Origin of the sequence: Streptomyces syringium (genome assembly GCF_017876625.1) — a bacterium.
GTDB lineage: Bacteria > Actinomycetota > Actinomycetes > Streptomycetales > Streptomycetaceae > Streptomyces > Streptomyces syringius.
Window position 1 is genome coordinate 167,641 of sequence record NZ_JAGIOH010000001.1, and the last position, 19,594, is coordinate 187,234.

At 67.9% G+C, this 19,594-nt stretch carries 16 protein-coding genes and 6 pseudogenes; 13 read left to right on the forward strand and 9 right to left on the reverse strand.

The features are described from left to right. Positions 1-11 precede the first annotated feature (11 nt). The 3 genes from JO379_RS00825 to JO379_RS00835 form a co-directional block, all read right to left on the reverse strand. A complete protein-coding gene (locus tag JO379_RS00825; RefSeq protein ID WP_209513300.1) occupies positions 12-863 on the reverse strand; it encodes an ABC transporter permease in 852 nt (283 codons plus the stop codon). After that, entirely contained in the window at positions 860-1,831 is a 972-nt protein-coding gene (locus JO379_RS00830; RefSeq protein ID WP_209513301.1) for an ABC transporter ATP-binding protein, read from the reverse strand. Before JO379_RS00830 ends, JO379_RS00825 begins: the two co-directional genes overlap by 4 nt. Before the next feature lie 900 nt (positions 1,832-2,731). Next, positions 2,732-3,052: a hypothetical protein gene (locus JO379_RS00835; protein ID WP_209513302.1), complete on the reverse strand. Its 321-nt coding sequence runs from the start codon at positions 3,050-3,052 to the stop codon at positions 2,732-2,734. Positions 3,053-3,205: 153 nt separating this feature from the next. Here JO379_RS00835 and JO379_RS00840 point away from each other — a divergent pair, with 153 nt between their 5' ends. Further along, the gene (locus JO379_RS00840) at positions 3,206-3,826 is read left to right on the forward strand and encodes a hypothetical protein (protein ID WP_209513303.1); all 621 of its coding nucleotides are present in this window, start codon (positions 3,206-3,208) and stop codon (positions 3,824-3,826) included. Between the two features lie 271 nt (positions 3,827-4,097). Here the strand turns inward: JO379_RS00840 and JO379_RS00845 are convergent, their stop codons facing one another. After that, the gene (locus tag JO379_RS00845; RefSeq protein ID WP_209513304.1) at positions 4,098-4,607 is read right to left on the reverse strand and encodes a hypothetical protein; all 510 of its coding nucleotides are present in this window, start codon (positions 4,605-4,607) and stop codon (positions 4,098-4,100) included. A 226-nt stretch (positions 4,608-4,833) separates the two neighbouring features. Between JO379_RS00845 and JO379_RS00850 the strand changes: the two genes are divergently transcribed. The 3 genes and pseudogenes from JO379_RS00850 to JO379_RS00860 all read left to right on the forward strand — a co-directional run. After that, the gene (locus JO379_RS00850) at positions 4,834-5,049 is read left to right on the forward strand and encodes a bacteriocin immunity protein (protein WP_372449042.1); all 216 of its coding nucleotides are present in this window, start codon (positions 4,834-4,836) and stop codon (positions 5,047-5,049) included. A 520-nt stretch (positions 5,050-5,569) separates the two neighbouring features. Beyond that, positions 5,570-6,514 (forward strand): hypothetical protein, encoded by a 945-nt coding sequence (locus JO379_RS00855; protein WP_209513305.1) that lies wholly within the window; start codon positions 5,570-5,572, stop codon positions 6,512-6,514. A gap of 541 nt (positions 6,515-7,055) precedes the next feature. Beyond that, positions 7,056-7,448: pseudogene (locus JO379_RS00860) on the forward strand (pyridoxamine 5'-phosphate oxidase family protein); the annotation flags it as partial. On the opposite strand, the pseudogene JO379_RS00865 reads toward JO379_RS00860, so the two are convergent. Next, a pseudogene (locus tag JO379_RS00865) lies at positions 7,432-7,665 on the reverse strand (IS5 family transposase); the annotation flags it as partial. The pseudogenes JO379_RS00860 and JO379_RS00865 sit on opposite strands and share 17 nt — an antisense overlap. Positions 7,666-7,866: 201 nt before the next feature. Here JO379_RS00865 and JO379_RS00870 point away from each other — a divergent pair. After that, positions 7,867-8,298 carry a hypothetical protein gene (locus JO379_RS00870; RefSeq protein WP_209513306.1) on the forward strand — a complete coding sequence of 144 codons (432 nt, stop codon included), beginning with the start codon at positions 7,867-7,869 and terminating at the stop codon, positions 8,296-8,298. Between the two features lie 82 nt (positions 8,299-8,380). Here JO379_RS00870 and JO379_RS00875 read toward each other — a convergent pair whose 3' ends face one another. Further along, entirely contained in the window at positions 8,381-8,668 is a 288-nt protein-coding gene (locus JO379_RS00875) for a hypothetical protein (RefSeq protein WP_209513307.1), read from the reverse strand. A gap of 87 nt (positions 8,669-8,755) precedes the next feature. Between JO379_RS00875 and JO379_RS00880 the strand changes: the two genes are divergently transcribed. Both JO379_RS00880 and JO379_RS00885 read left to right on the forward strand, forming a co-directional pair. Then, positions 8,756-9,100 carry a hypothetical protein gene (locus JO379_RS00880; protein ID WP_209519033.1) on the forward strand — a complete coding sequence of 115 codons (345 nt, stop codon included), beginning with the start codon at positions 8,756-8,758 and terminating at the stop codon, positions 9,098-9,100. Between the two features lie 157 nt (positions 9,101-9,257). Further along, a pseudogene (locus JO379_RS00885) lies at positions 9,258-9,404 on the forward strand (IS21-like element helper ATPase IstB); the annotation flags it as partial. Positions 9,405-9,501: 97 nt separating this feature from the next. Here JO379_RS00885 and JO379_RS00890 read toward each other — a convergent pair. Then, positions 9,502-10,025 (reverse strand): annotated as a pseudogene (locus tag JO379_RS00890) (HAD domain-containing protein). Positions 10,026-10,277: 252 nt separating this feature from the next. Continuing rightward, positions 10,278-11,261, reverse strand: coding sequence for a hypothetical protein (locus JO379_RS00895; protein ID WP_209513308.1), 984 nt, complete (start codon positions 11,259-11,261; stop codon positions 10,278-10,280). Positions 11,262-11,650: 389 nt separating this feature from the next. Between JO379_RS00895 and JO379_RS00900 the strand changes: the two genes are divergently transcribed. Next, the gene (locus JO379_RS00900) at positions 11,651-12,172 is read left to right on the forward strand and encodes a DUF2199 domain-containing protein (protein ID WP_209513309.1); all 522 of its coding nucleotides are present in this window, start codon (positions 11,651-11,653) and stop codon (positions 12,170-12,172) included. 241 nt (positions 12,173-12,413) lie between these two features. Beyond that, entirely contained in the window at positions 12,414-12,944 is a 531-nt protein-coding gene (locus tag JO379_RS00905; protein WP_209513310.1) for a CbrC family protein, read from the forward strand. A 250-nt stretch (positions 12,945-13,194) separates the two neighbouring features. Here JO379_RS00905 and JO379_RS00910 read toward each other — a convergent pair whose 3' ends face one another. Next, positions 13,195-13,668 (reverse strand): hypothetical protein, encoded by a 474-nt coding sequence (locus JO379_RS00910; RefSeq protein ID WP_209513311.1) that lies wholly within the window; start codon positions 13,666-13,668, stop codon positions 13,195-13,197. A gap of 1,120 nt (positions 13,669-14,788) precedes the next feature. Here JO379_RS00910 and JO379_RS00915 point away from each other — a divergent pair. The 4 genes and pseudogenes from JO379_RS00915 to JO379_RS00930 form a co-directional block, all read left to right on the forward strand. Then, on the forward strand, positions 14,789-15,496 hold the full coding sequence (locus tag JO379_RS00915; protein ID WP_307841838.1) for a pentapeptide repeat-containing protein: 708 nt from the start codon (positions 14,789-14,791) through the stop codon (positions 15,494-15,496). Positions 15,497-16,167: 671 nt separating this feature from the next. Beyond that, on the forward strand, positions 16,168-16,647 hold the full coding sequence (locus JO379_RS00920; RefSeq protein ID WP_209513312.1) for a hypothetical protein: 480 nt from the start codon (positions 16,168-16,170) through the stop codon (positions 16,645-16,647). 285 nt (positions 16,648-16,932) lie between these two features. After that, positions 16,933-18,122: pseudogene (locus JO379_RS00925) on the forward strand (IS110 family RNA-guided transposase). A gap of 541 nt (positions 18,123-18,663) precedes the next feature. After that, positions 18,664-18,996: pseudogene (locus JO379_RS00930) on the forward strand (DUF6192 family protein); the annotation flags it as partial. Between the last annotated feature and the right edge of the window lie 598 nt (positions 18,997-19,594).

Sequence of the window (19,594 nt, forward strand, 5' to 3'; positions counted from 1 at the left end):
CCGGCACAGCACTAACCGACCCGCTGCATCGCCTTCCGGTGCCGTTCCGCCATCGCGGCCCCGGACTCCCGGCGAGCCATCCTGCGCAGGACGGACGGTGCGAGAAGCAGGCCGGCGACCGCCCAGGCACCCAGCACGCCCGCGGTCGCCAGGTGCCGCCAGGACGCGCCGACCTCTGCGGCAACCGCTTCGGCCGGCAGCAACGCGGCGCGGAGACCGAGGCCGAGCCAGTACACGGGGAAGATCTGTCCGATGGTTTGCAACCACTCGGGCAGCTTCGACAGGGGAAAGTAGATCCCGGAGATTATGACGAGCCCCATCACCGGAAGCATCAGCAAACCGATGGTGCGCGGACTGCTGACGAGTGAGCCGATGACGGCCCCCACCGGCAGGGTCGCCAAGAGACCCAATGGCACCACCCACACCAGCGTCAGCAACGCTCCGCCGCCCTGCCGGGCGACCCCGTCCACCAGGAACACGCCAACGGCAAAGGGGAACGCCATGGAGACGAGAGCCGTCCCCGACACCATGATGATCTTGCCTATCAGGTGGCCGACCATGCCGTGGGGCACAGCCTTGGCCCGCAGCAGCGTGCCGTCCTCGCGCTCGGTCGCGAGCAGCTGCGCCGTGGTCATCATCCCGGTGAACGCCAGCGTCATCCCCAGCATGCTCGGCAGCATGAACGCGCCCGCCGAGATACCTGCGCCCTTCAGCGGTTCGTCCCTGACCAGGAACAGCGGCACGAGGAGCAGGGCCGTCCAGAGCACGTACCCGAACACGTCCTGCCCTGTGGTGAAGGTCTGCCGGAGTTCCGTCCAGCCACGCCTCACCCCTGCTTTCGCCGCACACCACACCGGACTCATCGCAATTCCTCCCCGAAAGCGTGTGCCGCCCGCTCGCCGGGGACACTCCCCGTCTCCAGCTCCCGCACCATCGCCAGGTAAGTGTCTTCCAGGCTCGCCCGGCGCACCTCCAGCCCGCCGATCGCCTCGCCGTGCTCCTCAAACAGCCGACGGACGAACCGGGTCGGCTCAGCCGTGGACTCCTCGAAGGGCCGCCCGTCCAGAGTCCAGCGCACGGTGGCCTCGGCCGATACCTGCCGGGACAGCTCATCGGCAGCACCATCGGCCACGATCCGGCCACCGGCCAGAATGAGAATCCGGTCGGCGAGCTTCTCCGCCTCGGCGAGGTCGTGCGTAGTCAGCAGAACGGTGGTGTTCTCGTCCGCGAGCCCACGTACCAGCCCGTGGAACTCGCTCCTGGCCTCCGGGTCCAGGCCTGCCGTCGGCTCGTCCAAGAACAGCACCTCGGGTTTGCCCACAATGCCGACGGCCACGTCAAAACGCCTACGCTGACCGCCGGACAGGGTTCCGACCCGTTTGTCCGCCTGCTCCGTCAGCCCCACGGCCGCGATGAGCTCGTCGACTTCCCACGGCCGCCGTACGAGGGCGGTGGAGTACGGCGCGTAGTACGAGCCAAGGTGAGCCAGCAGCTCCCGCACCCGCCACTTGCCGTGGTCGCGCCAGGACTGCAGCACGATGCCCAGGCGCGCACGCCACCGCTCGTCCCCGCGAGCCGGGTCGGTGCCCAGGACGGTCACGTCACCGGCCGAGCGCATCCGGAAGCCTTCCAACACCTCGATCGTGGTCGTCTTGCCCGCGCCGTTCGGGCCGAGCAGCACGACGACTTCGCCCCGCCGGGCCGTGAAGCCGACCCCCTTCAGTACGTCCTGGCTGCGGTAGCGCATCCGCAGATCCCGTACATCGATGACCGTGTCGCTCCCCGGTGGTGGGCTGCTCCCAACCTCGGAAAAGGCGTGAGCGGTCGTCATCGGTGTTCCCCCATTCGTCTCGTGGTCCGTCATCTAGGATCAGGAACACCGGAAGCCGTGCCGATGCCCGTGGTCATGGGACGTGTCCACATCTGTGGCTACCGTTGACGCTGGCAGCTGCCGCTCGGGGGCCCTCCCCGGGCGAACACATTACCGAATGGTGCAGTTATTTCGTGCGGTTCCACCGCGTCGGCGAGCCTCACCGGCCGCAGCACTGGATTTACTTCCATAGAGGCCGCAAAAGCTGGATTCGCTGTCAAACGTCTCGATTTGAATGACAAGGGACCCAGACGACCACACAAGACCATGCACCACTATTGAGGCACCTGTCCTGCCCCGCATTGAGCCCTCTCCCCGTCATGTCTCGTGACGCTTTGCGACCTCTATCCAGCTGATGGCCGCGGTCCATCTGGAGCAGGACGAGGGCGTGGGGGTGGGTTGGTTCATCGCCTTGGATCGAGACTGACCCTACGCAAAGCCTTAAGGCAACCTTGAGTTGGGCGTTGTCACATTCGGTCACGTCGTGGGCGCCCCGGATGACGGAGTCGAACGCCGTGGCGTCATCGGTGAGTTCGCCGCCCGTAGGCTGCTTTGACCGGGTGACGGAGGCTCCCCGGCGTCTGGTAACCGAGGTCCGTCAGGTTGAGGATGCAGAGGGTGTCGGCGAGCCAGTTCAGGGCAGCGATCAGGCCCGCCGTGAGTACAGCGCAGGTGGCGTCGTGCTCGCGGCCGGGCCGGACCGGCGAGCCCCAGAGCAGCAGCCGCCGGGGGCGCGATCCCTGCGTGGTCGCTGGGGTCCAGAGCCTAACGCTCGACGGTGTTCCGCTCCTTGCAGAGGCCAACCTCTGGCGGAGGGCCCCTTGACCCGGCTTCCTCCTACTCGACGGCAACGCATGGAGCCTATGCACTGTGCGCGCCGACCGACAGTACACAACCGGTCTCCTGACCTGGTCGGCCAGACCGTCCGGCTTGCCCCGCAGGCACGGTCAGCGCACCGAGTTGCTGGTTATCACGGCGGCGCTCGGTCTCGTCGGCGTCGTTCCAGTGCCACTCGCTCACCGGGCTCCACGCGGCACGGTGCTTCTGGTAGGTGAAGTAGCCGGGCCGCCGGGTGCCGCAGGACTGCCCGGCCTCCATGTCGGTCGCGTGGACGAAGCGGATTCGGGTGTGATCCTGGACCCGGGACAGGACGATGAACTGCGCGGTGAGCGCGTGGCTCACGGCATCGGTCGGGACGGGCTGCGCGAGCTCGTCCTCTCCTCTCGTCGCCGCCCGTCAGCTCGTACATCACAGGCTTGAGGGCCAGGACGCCGACTGCGGCGGGAGTGCCGGCCCGCCTGGGTTTGCTGCGCTTGGCCTGCCTATGCTGCCGCTATGGGTCTGAACCTCACGCTGTTCATGGCGGACTGGGAGCAGCTGAGGGCCGTCCCCGTCGAGAACCGGGTCCAAGCGCTGGGCGACACAACATGGTCCCCGGAGTTCGACGATGAGTATCTGAGGTATGGACTGGTCGGCGGCTGGCTGTGGCCTCCGGATCCGGGGGCTGCCTGGTACGCCGAGTACAACTTCTGCGCTACCACCGGTACCTATAGCCCACATGCCCGCGCGGGCGATGCATGGGCCGACATACGGCTCCTCGTCGACGCGTCGGTACGCGAGGCGATGGACACCCTTCTCGTCGGTCTGATCTGGGATGCGGATCCGGCCGACGATCCTGCGCTGACTGGCGGCGGAGGGCTATTCCCGGCGTGCACCGGCCGAGGGATCCCGCACGTCCTTCTGGTGTGCCCGCCTGAGGCAGTCACCGGCAAGGACCGCGCCTGGCAGCAAGTGGAGCCCAACCTCGCGAAGTTGCGCGCCCCGTTTACCGCCGAGTGCGAGGGCTGGGCAGGCCGCCCGGACACCTTCGAGGACTTCACGGCGCTTCTGCGCGAATGGGGCGACGTGATCACGGAGGCCGCCCACCGCGGTTGGGGGCTGGTGGGGCTGCCCTAGCCGTCATCGGCGAGGGGTACACAGCCCTCTTTCGCTGCACACGCCGAAACGAGCGCCACCTCTCGCGAGCGGTGCAGGCGACCGCCATGACCTCGCCAAACGGACTGCGTGGGGTGTCGGCACCGGCTCGGAAGTCGGCAGCAGGCGTCCCACCATGTGCCCCTGAAGTGACGGTCCGTTGACCCGCCCGATGAGGATTTGGCCGTCGCGAGGCAGGCAAGCGCCCGGGGGGCTTTTCATGTGATGCCGACTATGCCTCATCTTCGGACAGTTACCAGCCGACGGTCCGTGTCACCGCGGAGCGAGGAGATGAACGACAGCCTCGCCGGCCTGCGGGTCTCTGACCGTCACGTCGGTGACCGGCCGTCGTTGTCGGCTCTCCCGGATTGGCGCCGGAGGTCGCCGGCCTGGCGCCCGCGGGTACCGCGCGGCGGCCGGCGCCGAGGAGAGCAGGCGACGGGCTGGTTTCAGCGGGGCTGGCCACCCATGGGGGGCTGATCCTGCTTACGGGCCGGCTGCGGTGGAAGCGCTCGATGGTCCGCCGCACCTCCACAAGCTCGTCGTAGAGCTTCCAGGCCGCAGAGAAGGCCTCCGCGGTGGTGGGGCAGTAGTCGGTGGAGCGGGAGACGTCGTAGGCGAGGCCGCGCAGTTCGGCGGTCCATCCCTCGTCCGTGTCGGCGGGGGCGTCCTCGTAGCGGCTGACGTAAAGCAGGCTGCCGATGGGGCCGGCCTCGTTGCGGATCTCCATCAGCAGCGGATCGTCGGTCGTATTGAGCTGCATACCCAGCAGCGGTCCTCGCGCAGGTGTCCAATGCCGATAGGGCGAGGGTAGTTGGGCCCGCCAGCGTGCGTCCGGGGAGGCAGCGGACCAGGGTTGAGGAAGAGGCCTGCCATGAGGGTGCCGACGGCGCGCAGTGCCCGGCCGGTGGGATTCTTGACTCGTGCGGCCGAGGCCGCAGGATGCATGGCACGGTTCTGGGGATGGTGGTGTGATGGATTCGGCGGGGATGAGCAGGGCCCAGGCCGTGGACTTGGTACAGCGGATCATGAATGCTGACTACGCTGCGGAGAATGAAGCGGACCGCTGGCTGGACGCCCTCGACAGAGCTCTGGCCTGTCCGATGGGTTATGTCAGTGACCTCATCTTCTGGCCTCCGGCGGGCGAGCTCTCGGCCGAGGAGGTAGTCGACCAAGCCCTCGCCTACCGCCCGATCGCCCTGTAGGCCTGTGCTTCTTCCGAATGCCAGGTCGCGGCACACTCGGTACAGGGAAAGCTGGCCGGACCCGCCCGAGGGGGTACGTCCGGGGGCTGAGCGCGGCCTGGCAGATGCGGTAACCGCGCGGGCGGGCAGAAGCTGGGCTCAGGGTGTAGGTGGCGGGCTGGTCCTTGGGCATGGTCCCGGCGGCGGATCTCCCGTGCCGGCCACCAGCACACCGCCGTCGGCGAGCCGCCCGGATCATCCGCGGCATGCTCGGTCAGTACGGCAGTGAAATCGACCGTATGACAGGCGGGCACCTGCGCCGGCGCGGCCCCGGGATGCCTCGCGGTGATCACGCCCACGTCGTGCGGCGCCGCCGGCCAGTGCGCCGGCGTCACCGCCCGGCCGATGACCGGCATCTGCTCACCGGCGGACTCACTACCCTTGCCGACGGCCCCACGCGGCCGACCCTTCCCACGCGACCAGAGGGGCAGTCTCCTTCGCACTCCCCGGCAATGTCACAGGGGCGCCTTAGGGGCTGAGCATGACACCACGTACAGTTCCCGACTCCAACGAGCCCCTGCCCCCGCATCCGGCCGGACACCCGGATCCGTCTTTGCCGGTCCTGACCGCCGAGCAGGCCGACCGTCTCCGCAGCCTCGCCGTCACGTGCCTGGACGACCGCGGCATACGCGTCACGGTGGACGGCGCTGTGCTGCGCGGACCGAGCCGGGTCCTGTCCTTGGAGAGCCTTGCCCGCCGGTGCAGCACCGCCGAGAGCGACCAGTGGCCGGCGCTGGTCGACGCGCACATTTCAACGCTCGCTGGCACCGAAAGCGGCCCCGGCCCCGCAGAGGACGTCCTGCGCGGCGCCTACCTGCGGCTGGTCCCGGACGACTTCCTGCCGGCCGAAGCCGCCGCCGCATTCTCATACGCTCAACCTGTCGCCGACGGGCTGCTCGAGGCCATCGCCCTGGACACCCCGGATGCCGTCCGGCTCCTCGACGACAAGGACGTGACAGCAATCGGACTGGAGGCATTGCGGTCGGCCGCCCGTGCCAACCTCGTCAACGAGCCCGTCGACCGCGAGACCGTCTGCCATGACGGCGCACTCATCCACCTCATCGCCGGCGACTCCTTCTTCGTGGCCAGCAAAGCTCTCGTGCTGCCCGAGCTGCTGCGCACGTATGTCGGCCAAGGGCCGCCCGCCGACGGCGTGCTGCTCACAGTTCCCAGCCGTCACCGTCTGGCCTTCCACTTGATCGTCGACGAACACGCCGTCAGCGCCGTCAATGCCCTGGCTTCCTTCGGCCTGGGGGCCTATCAGGACGCCGTCGGCGACGGGCAGCTTTCCCCCCGGCTGTATTGGTGGCACCAGGACAGGCTGACCTCGATCACACACATCGACCACGAGACGCGACAGTTCTCCATCCAGCCCCCTCCCGAACTGCTCGCGGCCATGCGCCGGCTGAGCACGCCGACCAACTGAGAGGGAGCCGGGACGGGGGGCACAGGAATGAACGGCGTCGCTGACTGCACTTGTGCAGGTCTTCCTGCGGCTGCCAGCGGATTGGGGGGCACGTGGACTGGGCGTTCGACGTCGGCCTCGCAGCAACAGCGCCCCTGCCGCCGGGCGGAACGGGAACTCGCCGCGCTTCTCGCCCGCGCCATGGACAGGCCCGTCCTGGCCCTCAGCGACGTGGGCCTGCGCAGGATCTGGCAGGTCGCGACGACGGAGGGTGAGGTCATCTACGCGCGCCCCCGACAAGCCGAAAACCCACCGGTCCCGACCGCCGGACAACGCCCTGGGTCAGGCAGCCGAGCGCTGCGGAGGTGTCCTCGTCGCGTCCCCTGCCGCCCGCCGATCCTCGGGAACCAAAGCGAGCCGCGCAGCTCGTCTCCTTCACCGCGCAGTCGACCAGGCGGCTTGCCCGCTGCACCTGCGCCGTAGGAGCTTGGGCTTCCCATCTCCATGGCAGCCACCAAGGCCGTTGCCCTGGGCCACTGACCGCGACGCGACCGGGGGCATCCGCTTTGGCGAGCTGTGGCTCGGCATGATGCCGAACTCCCGCAAGGCCCTGGACCTGCGCCGCGACCCGCGCTTCGCCGTCCACGCGAACCCGGGTCCGGACGCCGGTATGGCGGACGGGGACATACGGATCAGCGGTCGGGCGGTCGAGGTTACCGAGACCGAAGCGCTTTCGCGGTACGCGGAAGACGTTCACCCGCCGCAGCCGTTCCACCTTTTCCGTACCGAGCTGGCGGAGATCGTGCACACGGGAGTCGACAACGACGAGCTGGTCATGCGGGTGTGGCGGCCCGGCACCGCCCTGCGTACCATCCGCCGAGGCAACGACGCCGAGCCGCCGCGCGAGGACGCTCAACGGCCTGTATCGAATGAGTCGCTCACAGCCACTCGTTGATGGCCGCGACGAGAACGGTGGCCTCGTAGAGGACCGCAAGCTTGTCGTACCTCGTGGCCACGGCCCTGTGGCGCTTGAGGCGATTGATGCCGCACTCGACCGCGTGCCGAGCCTTGTAGTCCTCCACGTCGAACTTGGGTGGCCGACCGCCGCGAGAGCCGAGCCTCTTGCGGTTGCGGGCCTGGTCGGCCTTGTCCGGGATGGTGCAACCGATCCCATAGTCGGTGCCACGCCGCCGGTCCCCGCGTCGCTTACCGAAGTGCTGATACGTCATACTTTGCACACTTGATTCCTGGAAGGACGGCAAAGCGTGTCAGCAGTTCCCAGCCGCCCGGCGGCCCACGAGGCGGCCCCTCCCGTCCGGCAAGGCTGGGCCCCCGGCTCACTCCCTCCTACTCGGTCTCCCACGAGCTGGAAGGTGAAGTGCCTGGTCGCCGTGACCATCACGGCTGTTGTCGGCATCCCGCTCGCCCTGGTCGGCTGGAACATGTACCAGGCCTCCCGGCCGCCGCACGCCGTCTCCTGTGCAAAAGCCCTGGCGTACATCGGCTGGAAACTCCCCGAGCACACCCGTGATCACCAGTGCGTAGAGAGCGTCGATGCGTTCAGCAGCAACATGTCAGGTACCTTCCGCATGCCTCGCACCGACGCCAGGCCCTGGCTCGCATCCTTGCCCGGCAACCGGTTCCGTACGGCCGGGGCGGAAGCCGACGGAGTGCTGGTCACCGAGGACGGCCTCCACCTCGGTGTGGTCAAACCACGCCACCCCAAAGTCGACGAAGCTCGAGTGACAGTGCGCTTCGAAGGCAAGGACACCGCCCTCGTCTCCTTCGAAACGTTCGACTACTGAGCCTTGTCCGGTGGGCTTGACGGCGCCCGGAGGCGAAGGCCCGAGCCACCCGCGGCATGCCAGGTGGCTCGGCGATCCGACCTTAGATCCAGGCCGCAACTGCACGGGCCAGCTCCGTGTCGTACTGCTCGGCGTCGAACCGGAACTCCGGAGGCAGCTTCCCGCCGTCGCTGCTGTTCTCCCAGTCCGTCCACAGCACGTAGGGGCCTTCGCGGCGGATGGTCACCCAGACCGAGCCGCAGCAAGTGGTGCTGCACTCCGCCGCCGCCAGCATGACCTTGCGGCTGGTCTCCGTCGCCTCAAGTGGAATACCGAGGCCGTCCTGCTCCCACCAGAAGGTGACGCCCTCGAAGAAGATGTCCTCGATCACGTCCTGCCCCGTTGATCAGCGGGCGGATCTGTCCGTGCAGGTCGGGGTGAACCAGGTCTTCGGGTCCCCTCCTACGGAGAGGCACTCATGGGCGTCCTGAAGAACTCGGAGTACACAGACCTGGCCGCCCTGCGCGACGAACAGGAACGGCGCCAGCACGGGTGGGCCACCGACGCGTGCGGCATCGACCTCAAGGCCGTGGACCGCCTCCAGAAGGACGGCCTGAGTGAGATGGCCGACGCCCACACCCTCCACCAGCTGCGCCCCGGACCACCGCAGTGGGCAGCCCGGCTCACACCCGAAGGCCACGACACCCTCGTCTACCTCCCCGCCCGCCGTTCCGCCACCCCCTCCCCCCGGCCCCCGCACGCGGTCCCTGAGACGGCCGGGGAGTGCGCCAGCAAGTACAAGCCGACCAGCCGGCGCTCGTGAGCGAACCTGCCGACACGGCGAGCTGCTCTGCGAGGCGGCTCCCCCCTGCCGCAGCGACGAAGAACACGCAGCCGCTGCACAAGCGGTCCAGGAATTCCTCGCCCCTGGACCGCCGCCACCCCTTCCATGGACGTGTTATTCGTCGAGGAGTACACCCTGGACCAGGACGTTCACGATCCCCCGCCTCTGTGCGGCCATCGTCGACCGTCTCACCTTCAACAGGACCATCATCGCGACCGGAACCGACTTCTACCGCTCTCGCCGCACCTGCGCTCGCACCGAGGAGTCGGCCAAGGCCGGCTGACCTCTGCCGCCGCCTGCCTCGACGGCTCGCCGCTGCCCGGGCGGCGGGCCGTCCCCAAACAAAGGCTGCCGAGCCCCTTGCTGCCTTCAGCGAAGCGTCAGGCCAGAAGGCGCAGCCACGAGTCGAGAGCCGTGAAGTCGCCATCTGTCAGGCCGTGGCGGGGATCGACGCGATGGAGCAAGGCCTGTCCCTGGTGGCGGGCGGCGACCCAAGCCCGATCGGTGTCAGTGATCTCGTCGTCAACCCACGCGAACGGCCGTCCGGCCGCCCATTCGACGAGCGCGCGGGTCTTCCAGTGCAGCCCGTTCCGCTCATCCTGGTCATCGATGGCGGACGGCTCCGGCCAGTCCACCACTTCCAGTTGCGGCAGACCGATGCGGGGGGGGCGACGCACTCGTTCGCGTCAGCCATCCATGTCGTCGCCCAGACGATCTCGCATGAAAGCGCAGCCAGCCGGGGTCCGTGCTCGGGATTGATCCTGGTCAGAAGCGGATTCGCATCGGTACCAAGCTCTTCAGCCCCCGTCCCATAGGTCGGATACTCCTGCGGCGCCGCGCCGAACGGGATGAGCGGTCCATCGACATCGAGAAACAGCAGCGGAAGCTGCACAGAGCCAGTCACGACAGCACAATAGCGACAGTCCCAACGAGAGCCGCCTCGGTGACCACGGCGCTGCAACCGACCACCGCCCCGCCTGCTGGCTCGGACGAGATCACGAATCAACTGGTCATCCACGCTGCCATTTCTCGTGAACATCCACGGCCCCCAAGATTCACAACTGCCGCCCAGGCCAACAGACAATCGCTGCTGCTTGAAGTGAACAAAGCCGAGAGGGAGGACGCGGCAAGCCATGGTCATGAGTGGGTGAGTGGTTCAGGAGCGGTTCTCTTTGACCAGTTGGTAGGCGGGGGAGAAGAGCATGCCGGCGAGGAGGAGCCAGCCGCCCGCCTGGAAGAGTGCCTGCAGACCGTGGGCTGAGTGTCCGCTGAGCGCCGGCGTGTAGCCGTAGGCCGCGCACAGGATGATGAGGGCGTGCACCCACTGGACGCCTGGCGACCAGGCGAGTTCCTGGAGAGTCTCCCCTTCCAGGCCCAGCGCGAACAGGAAGACCCAAGGGAGCATGCACAGCCCGAAAACCAGGGCAACGCCTGCCCAGACGTTTCCTCCCATCAGATTCATCTTCCACTGTGTGTCCGCCAGCCGGTGCAGCTCGGAAGCGGTACCGGTAATGCCGCCCAGCGAGGGGTTCCCCCGCGACCAGAGCACGGGCAGGCGCTCACCCGTGCGCGGCAGCTCGCTCCTCTCAACCCGGGCGAGGGCGAGACGTGCGGGACCATGGGGAACCGACACCACCATCTCGACCACGTACCCCACGACGCGATCACGGTCATCATCGTCGTAGCTCTTGCGAATGACGCGGGGCTGCTCCACGATGCTGGCGTTCGCGACTTCGGCGCCTGCGCGCTGAAGGGTGGCCGTCACACTGTCGTGCTCCGGCAGGGAGGGCAGAGTGACTGCGGTCATGGATGCCGCGAGGATCAGGAAGTTCGCGGCCAGCCGCCGGGCCTTGACCCACCCCTCCGACCCGTCCGGCACGGCGTCGAACAGGTCCCACTTCTGCTCCTGGCGGTGGCTCGCACGCGAACCCTTCTCCAGGGACACACCAGCCGGTGTCGGCCGGGCCGGGCGTCTGCCGTGCATGCGCCGGACCCACAGCAGGGCCGCCCGAAGGACCGCGAAACCGGCCGCCGTCCACACACATATGAGAACACCGGTATGCGGTGCCGGCTGATAGTCGATCCCCAGAGCCCAGATAAACCCCGCGGCGGCAGCGCCGTACGACAGACCAGCACTCACTCGCACAGCCTGCGTCAACACGTACTGCATAGGCCCCCCTTTATGACATCAAGTGCGCCCACACCGGGCACAACACGGCACCAGTGGATCATGGAACAGGCGCCAGAGGGAGAGCGATCGCACACCCGCAATTGTCCCGGCACGCCGTTACCGAGCGGCCGGTTGGCGGCTGCTCCGGGAGGCCCGCGATCCGCACCACACGGTGGGCCCTGTGGCGCCCGTACCGCCAAGGAGATCGCTCTTCCTGGCCCTCGGTCCGGGCCGCTCCCCAAGCCGGCGAGGGCAGGGCGACCGGGGTAGCTGGTGGACCTAGGACTGCCCGTCTTCACCGCGGCAGTCGTCCGCGGCCCGGACGAGGTGGCGCCACCCGGGCCGATTAGGCTCCGGCCATGACCAACGATGCCGGTTTCACCTGCTCGTGCTGCGGAGCACAGCACCCGGAGCTCCCGATGGACTACTCAACCACCGCGCCCTACGTGTGGCACGAGAGCTTCTCCGATCGTTCGGACTGTCTGCTCAGCTCGGACCAGTGCGTCATCCAGGCCCAGCACTACTTCGTCAAGGGCCTGATCGAGATACCGGTCATTGGCAGCGATGCCGTGTTCTCCTGGGGCGTCTGGGTTTCCCTGAGCCGTGAGAACTTCGCTCGTGCCGTGGACAGGTGGGACACCGCGGGCCGCGAAACCGAGGAGCCGTACTTTGGCTGGCTGAGCAACGATCTCTCCCTCTACTCCCCCAGCACCATCAATCTGAAGACTCACCTCCACACCCGCCCGGTCGGCCAGCGCCCTCTCATCGAGCTGGAGCCCACAGACCACCCCCTCGCGGTTGAACAGCGAACCGGTATCAGCCTGAACCGGATCCACGAGATCGCCGAGACCATGCTCCACCCCGCCGCCGACAATGCCTGAACTGAGCGGTAGGGCAGGGTCGTTCCTCCGACGGTCGGTGTCATGCACAAGGCCACCGGGTAGCGGGGCGCGGTGAGCCGCGCAGCCACTCCCCCGCCCCTCGCGCTGCGCCGCCGCCGGGGCGGCGTCCGCCCCGCGCCGACCCGGGCAAGCAGTCTGATACGAGCCGTAGGCGAGAACAGTCTGGTCCGGCGGTTGCCTCGCAGCGTCCGGCAGAAGGTGGCTGATACGGTCGCTGACTGTGACCCAGGCGCTTCCCGACTTTCCCTACCACCCGGATCCGGTGGCCACCGGTGCCGTCATCTGCTCCGAAACTGTATGCGTCTGCTGCAGGCGAGCACGCGGCTACATCTATACCGGCCCGGTCTACGCGGTTGAGGACCTTGAGCGACGGCTCTGTCCCTGGTGCATCGCCGATGGAAGCGCCGCGGAACGCTTCGAAGCCCAGTTCACGGACGTGGTGGACGACGTTCCCCTGGAACTGCTGCTGGTCATCACCGGTCGCACGCCCGGCTTCACCGGCTGGCAGCAGGAACGCTGGCTGACCCACTGCGGCGACGGCGCAGCCTTCCTCGGCACCGCCGGAGCCACGGAACTTGCCAACTACCCCGAGGCACTGGCAGTTCTCCGAGAAGAGCTCGCCGACGCGTCTTGGCCGCCGGCACAGACCGAGCAGTACCTCAGTGCCCTGTCCAAGGACGGCCAACCGACCGCCTACCTGTTCCGGTGCCGGTCCTGCGGAAGCCACCTCGCCTACTCAGACGCCACATAGGCACCGCCAGCCCGGCCGGCGGATAGCACCGGCTGAGTGGGCGGGTATCAGGGTTGCGGCCATGGTCGTTGTCCACCTGGCTCAGGATTCCGCCCCATGCGCGCCGGAAGGCCACGGCGACGGCGGAACGGCGGCAGCGTCACTGCGTAGGGGCGTGTCCCAGGTGCTTACCCCACGGGCGGGGAGGTACCCCGGCCTCGAAGACGCCGCCCCGGGGATCCACACACCGCAGGCACCGCCGCCCAGGCCGTTACGGCCAGCTGACCTGCCCGCGCTCGACCAGAAGTACATCCGGAACCCTCGCTTCGCAGAACCTGAGGAATCCGACCCCGACCGCGCCACCCCCGAGCAGGTGCATCTCGTGAGCCCTTGTGGCCAGCCAGCACAGCAGCTCGCCGACCCTCTCGAACTCTTCCGGGTGCACCTCCTGCCGGGACATCAGCGACCATCCCTTCCGTGGCAGGTCCGCGCGACTGGCCAGTGCCGAGCAGAGCACACCACCCACCCGCAGTGCCGCGCCCCGCCCGGCCAGCAGCGGATAAGGATCGTCCTCGATCACGGGGGCCCCCGAGTCGTCCTCCACCACGACGGGGAACTTGGTGACGATGGACAGGTGCTCCGGCCGGGGCCCGATCCCCAGATGCCAGCGCAGTTCGGCGAGCTCGTTCTCGGAGATCTCGTCCCGCAGGTCAACGGCAATCATCAGCTCATGGATGTCACTCACCTGGTAACCCTAAGGCCGGCCACCGACAAGCATGGAGTCCCCAAACGAAGCGCGCGACGCAATGGTCTGAGGGGTGCGGCAGCGGCCGGCACCACCGCCGCCCTGGGACCGGATCGTCCGGCACCAGCGACGCGATCGAGGCCCTGTATCGCATCATTGATCGCTATCCGGGATCGATCATCCGATCAATTGGCCAACCCGTCAAAGAGACACAGCTAGCCACTGTCTCTTGAACGAGACGCCTGCCCCACGCATGGGAGGCTCTGGGACACTCGGCCAGTGGATGAAGAGACAGCTCTCGAACTGATCCGCCTGGCCGATGGGCACCAGGTCGTCAGTGTCAGAGCTTGCGGATCGTGTGCCGACGCGGGAGTCCGGCTACTACGCTGCCGACATCGTCATCTCCAGCGGCTTCTCAGTCCGGGCGACTGACCTCGTGGACCGGGTAAGCGCCGGGCTCAGATGAGGGTGGCGGCAAGATGGAGTGCGGCATCACAGGCGATGCCGAGCCGGACGAGTGCGTGTGGTCCTGCGAGGATGATCCCGTGAAACGGGACAAGAATTCCGCTCCCCGCAGCGCGCGGCCTCGTTCGGTAAAAGGTGGAACGGACACTGCAGCCCCACGAGCAGCCTCTGCGGCGCAGGCGGCGGTCCGTGACGTTGTGGCCCCGCTGGAGGCAGCAATCACTGCAGCCGACCGCGCCGTCTGTATATCGCTGGTCGCGGCTGAGCCTCTCGTGGAAGGCTTCCCTCCGCGGTCCTCATTGACAGAAATGGCTCGATCGGTGGCGGCTCCTTCCGAGGCGGTGACGGGCGTACGGCCGTTGAAGCCCCCGTCGCGCTGGGCTGGTGAACTGGGGCAGGCCATCGACAGGACGGCACGACGAGCCGCCTGCGACGGTCGGCCGGGGCCGGGGAAAGACGGGGCGCTCGCCGTCGCCAGGACCGTCGAGCAGCACCTGGGAAGCGTGCGCATGGCCGCGGATGTCGTCCTCGAAGACGAAGGATGTCCAGCGACTTGGAGAAAGACCTTTCTGCTGGTCACATGGTCGCACATTGCCCTGCTCGCGATGACCGTAGACGACTGAATACCAAAGCCGGGCACGAGGAGGGGCGCACTGTGCGGGAGACGGCATGCGATGGCGGGCGGCGGATCAGGAAGCTGCCGACGGACGAAGAGGCCGCCGGGTGGCTGGCGGAATGGGAATCCGCCGAGGACGGCCGGACTATTGACGCGACGTCGCTCGATCTGAGGGGAGCCGATCTCACGCGGGTGGATTTCGCCTCCGGCCTTCTGGGCGAGGCGGACCTTCGCGGGGTCACACTCACTGGAGCGTGCCTGTCCCGAGCCCACCTGGAGGCAGCCGACCTCACGGGGGCTGATCTCTCGGGTGCCTGCCTGAGCAAGGCCATCCTCGAGGAAGCGTCCTTGCGCGGGGCGAATCTGCAGGAGGCCAACCTGGGAAGTGCTGAACTCCACGACGTGGACGCGACCGGCGCGAACCTGCGCGGCGCCCGACTCAACGGCGCCTTCCTGGACACCGTGCGGCTGCACGGTGCGGACCTCTCCGGAGCAACCGTGAACATGACGTCCTTCGAGGTGACCATAGACCGTGGAACGGTCCTCGAGGGTCTGACGGGAACGCTCTTCGGACCGGCTACCATCGCCGACGACGACACGGGTAGCGCCGACGACGACGGCCTGCGCGAGTGGGGCGGAGCGGCCCTGGAGCGCTGGCTCAATGAGCGTGGTGCCCGTGTGCAGGTGCTGCGCCCCTACCTTGAACGATCCGCATGGAAGGGAGCCGGGACGGGATCAGAGGAGTGAGCGGCGTAGCGGACCCCTGCATCTCCCTGGCGACGGGCCGTGGCGCGCGCACCCGAATGGCGACTGCACTACGGGGTGGCGCTGCTGAGCCGGGCCGCCACCGGCGGGCAGGTCGCCACTGGTCCTTCCTGCCGGCGGCGCTCCCCGCTCCGTCAGCGGCGTGCGCGGCGCGGAGCGCGTTGCCCAATGACGGGGTTCTTTCGCTCCGCCGGTGGAGCCCCTGCGGCACCTCGCACTTCCTGCTGCGGGGAGGCGGACGACGCGTTAGCCTCCCCGCAGCGGCCGGAGTCCTCCTGCCGCAGCCGTCAGGAACACACCAGCCTCTTCGTTGCCCACCTACTCCCCCATGCGTCCATTTCGCCCTATATTGCGCTTGTGGGTCGAGATATCGAGTACGCCACGGCCACCGCGCTGAAGGCGCGGGGGTGGACGGACGCTGGAATGCGCCGCTTCCTCGATCCGCCCGACGCGACCCGCTGTAACCCGCGATTCCGAGGGGCCGCCCCCCGATGCGCCTCTATGCCGTGGAGCGGGTCGCCCGCGTGGAAGCCTCACCAGCATGGCAGGAGTGGCGGCGGGCCTCCCGCCTGCGTTCATCTGCCGTAAAAGCAGCCCAGGCACCCCGGCGTGCGGCCCGTGAGGCCATGGAAGGAGGGCGTGCGGCTGCTCTGATGGAGCTTGCCACCATCACTCCTATCTCGGTGCCCCGCTGGTCCTGGGGGGAGGTGTGCCGCCGGGCCGTCCAGCACTACAACGAGCGGAATCCCTTGAGCCCGGTGACTATGGCGGCTGCCCGAATGGCGGGCGAGGCACTGCTGAGCCGCTGGTGCGTCAACTACTTGCGCCACGTGCACACTCCCTACGACGTGATCATGGACCAGCTGCGCGGGCCTGGGGCGCAGGCTGCCACTCTTCAGTGGCAGCAGCGCATCGCCGGCGCGATCGCAACCGCCTACCCACGCCTCCGAGAAGCGTCCGCTGACTTCGGACACGGCAAGAAGGAAATGGCCGACTTCGTCGAAGCTGCCCTTGCTCAGGATGCGACCTCGCGCGCGGAACACGCGGCCGCCCTGTCGACGGCGGTCCAAGCCGCCGCAGAGGCAGTCCACGCGCCGGCAGACATCCGCGGGTGCCGGGCAAGCACCATTTGAATCACGCCAGCAAGGGCCCCTCCGGCGGCGTTCCTTGGACCGTCTCTGACTACGTGTCCTACGTTTCAGGGGCGGGTCCGGGCCGGTCATTCGTAGGATCGGTGGGGCCCGGGGCTCTGGGTATGGCTGACAACGTGTAGCCGTCGGATGGCTTCAGAAACTTGGCCGCCCGGAGCCCGCGACGACTCGACCGCTGATTGGGATACGCGACTTGATCGCTTCGTAGGACAGTGCCGGCGAGGTCGTCTGCAGGGCGAACGTGACGACGACCTGGCGGAGGTGACCGTGCCCGAGATCTGGGCCGGGTTAGACATCGGCAAAGAACATCACCACTGCGTGGTGATCGACGCGACAGGAGAACGGCTTCTGTCGCGGCGGGTCCTGAACGACGAAACGCAGCTCCTGGAGCTGATCGGCGACGTCCTGGATCTCTCCGAGGACGTGCTGTGGGCGGTGGACATCAACCGCGGCGGCGCCGCCCTGGCCATCGGCCTGCTGCTCGACCACGAGCAACCGTTGGTCTACCTTCCCGGCCTGGCGGTGCACCATGCTTCCGCTGCCTACCGGGGTCAAGGCAAGACGGACGCCAAGGACGCGCACATCATCGCCGACCAGGCCCGGATGCGCCGCGACCTCGGTGTCCTGAGGCCCGGCGACGAAGTGGCCGTCGACCTGCGGCTCCTCAGCTCCCGCCGCGCCGACCTGGTGTGCGACCGCACCCGGCAGATCAACCGGCTCCGCGCCCAGCTGCTAGAGATCTTCCCCGGGCTCGAACGCGTGCTGACGCTGACCAACCAGGGGCCGGTCATGCTGCTGACCGGCTATCAGACACCGGCATCAATCCGCCGCACCGGTGCCAAGCGCATCGAGACCTGGCTGAAGAACCGCAAGGTCAGGGGCCCGACCGAGCTGGCCCGGGCGGCGGTCGAGGCGGCACAGGCCCAGCACACTGCCCTGCCTGGCGAGAAGCTCGCCGCGTCCCTGGTCGCCCGTCTCGCGAAGGGGGTGATCGCTCTCAATGAGGAGATCGCCGAGGTTGACGCCCTCATCGAGGCCCGGTTTCACCAGCACCAGCACGCCAAGGTGATCAACAGCCTCCCGGGATGGGCCCCCGACTCGGGGCTGAGTTCATCGCAGCTACTGGTGGTGACCTGGAGCTTTTCGGCACCGCCGACCGTCTGGCCACCTTCGCCGGCCTGGCACCTGTTCCACGCGACTCCGGCCGCGTCAGCGGCAACATGCGACGACCTAACCGCTTCCACCGCGGACTTCTGCGAGCCTTCTACCTCTCCTCGCTGGCCAGCCTGAGAACCTGCCCGGCCTCGCGGACGTACTACGAGCGCAAGCGCAAGGAGGGCAAGAACCATCAGCAGGCATTGCTGTCCCTCGCCCGCCGCCGAGTCAACGTTCTCTGGGCCATGATCCGTGACGGAGCGTGCTACCAAGGGGCGCCAACGGCCACCGCAGCGGCTTGACAACGGCATTGGGAAGTTTCTAAACCCCGTTCCTGAGTAGGCTGGGCGGCCTACGCTGGCGTGGTGTCGGAGGGCGCCGGGTCGGCCGGGGTGAGGACCTGTCGGGGTTGTGGCGAGCGGCTGAGGCCAGGGGCCCGGCCCGGGGCGGTGTTCTGCTCGTCGCCGTGTCGTGCCAGGCAGTGGAGGGCGGAACGGCGGTTGCGTAAGCGGCTGGCGGCCGTCCAGGGCGGTGTCGGCGAGGTCGAGTGCCCGGAGTGCGGGGCCCGGTGGGTGGCCGGCGTCGACCGCCGGTCGGACGCGCGTTATTGCTCGCGGCGATGCGTGATGAGGGCCTGGAGGAAGCGGAAGGCACCGTTCGCCGATCGGTCACAGTGACCGCTGGTCGAACCCATCCGGGGCCCAACTTTGTTCATGGTTCGTTCAATTGCGGTCATTCATTGTGATCTACGGATTTTCGGTCTGACTCTCGGTGAGGAAGCGGGTCCTGTCCTGTTCACGGACAACAGAGCCGTGCCGGGTCCCGCATGGGTGGTGAGAGACCATGCCGGAGGCAGTCGAGAAGATCGGGAACGTCAGCCAGTCCCGTTACGAGCAGATCGTGGCCGAGCTGCGGGACGTGGTCGAGCAGCAGACGCGTGGGCAGTTCACGATCGGGGGCCGCGCGCTGGAGATCGAGCCGATGCGGCCCCGGGGCGGGGTCGTCGCGGCGGATCCGCAGTGGACGGTCGCCGAGTCGCTGCGGCGGCTGGCCGAGGACATCGGCCTGAAGGCCGGCACGGTGAAGACGGCCAGGTGGGTGGCCTCGCGGTGGCCGAAGGAACACCGGCAGGCCGGCGTGTCCTACACGGTCCACCGGATCCTGGCGGACATCGATTGAGTGACCAAGTCCCGGTAGAGTACGGCCACCGGCGCCGCCTCGTGATCGACAGCGGCTCAGTTAGCCAGCTCGGGCCGCGGATTCGAAACACCCACGAACCTCGTATCAGCGGGTCAAGAGCCACAGGCCCGAATTAGGTGCTTATAGCTACTTTGCGTAAGCGTTCGGGGAACGGTCACGGTGACGGTTCCCCGAACGGTAACTGCCCAGGCTGGTGTGGCGCGAGCGAAAGAGCGCTACGAACGCCGTAGCGCTGACGGTCATCAGCGTCACCGGGAGCCCACCAGGTGGCCGCGACCTTGATCGACCTCAAGGTGATGACGGTGAGCACGCTGGTACCAGGCTAACGTGCCCGTACCTTCCGGGGGTTCGGGAGCGGTAAGGACTGGACCCGCGAAGGTGTCAGGGTGTTCGCCGCCTGCTCACGTACCGGGCGACTCGGGTGGCGCCTATGCCTAGCGGCACTACGGCGATGCATCCGACCAGCCCCCACAAGATGCAAGCTTCCCAGGACTGGTCGCTCACGCTGAGGCCGAGGAACACTCCCATGCCGGTTGACACTGCAAGCGAGGCCATCCGCTCGGCGCCGGTGTAA

Bases quoted from the DNA above. Each gene is read 5' to 3' on its own strand.
- JO379_RS00900 (WP_209513309.1), top strand. From the start codon at position 11,651: ATGACCAACGATGCCGGTTTCACCTGCTCGTGCTGCGGAGCACAGCAC.
- JO379_RS00825 (WP_209513300.1), bottom strand. From the start codon at position 863: ATGAGTCCGGTGTGGTGTGCGGCGAAAGCAGGGGTGAGGCGTGGCTGG.
- JO379_RS00850 (WP_372449042.1), top strand. From the start codon at position 4,834: ATGAGCAGGGCCCAGGCCGTGGACTTGGTACAGCGGATCATGAATGCT.
- JO379_RS00845 (WP_209513304.1), bottom strand. From the start codon at position 4,607: ATGCAGCTCAATACGACCGACGATCCGCTGCTGATGGAGATCCGCAAC.
- JO379_RS00855 (WP_209513305.1), top strand. From the start codon at position 5,570: ATGACACCACGTACAGTTCCCGACTCCAACGAGCCCCTGCCCCCGCAT.
- JO379_RS00920 (WP_209513312.1), top strand. From the start codon at position 16,168: ATGGAGCTTGCCACCATCACTCCTATCTCGGTGCCCCGCTGGTCCTGG.
- JO379_RS00830 (WP_209513301.1), bottom strand. From the start codon at position 1,831: ATGACGACCGCTCACGCCTTTTCCGAGGTTGGGAGCAGCCCACCACCG.
- JO379_RS00840 (WP_209513303.1), top strand. From the start codon at position 3,206: ATGGGTCTGAACCTCACGCTGTTCATGGCGGACTGGGAGCAGCTGAGG.
- JO379_RS00880 (WP_209519033.1), top strand. From the start codon at position 8,756: ATGGGCGTCCTGAAGAACTCGGAGTACACAGACCTGGCCGCCCTGCGC.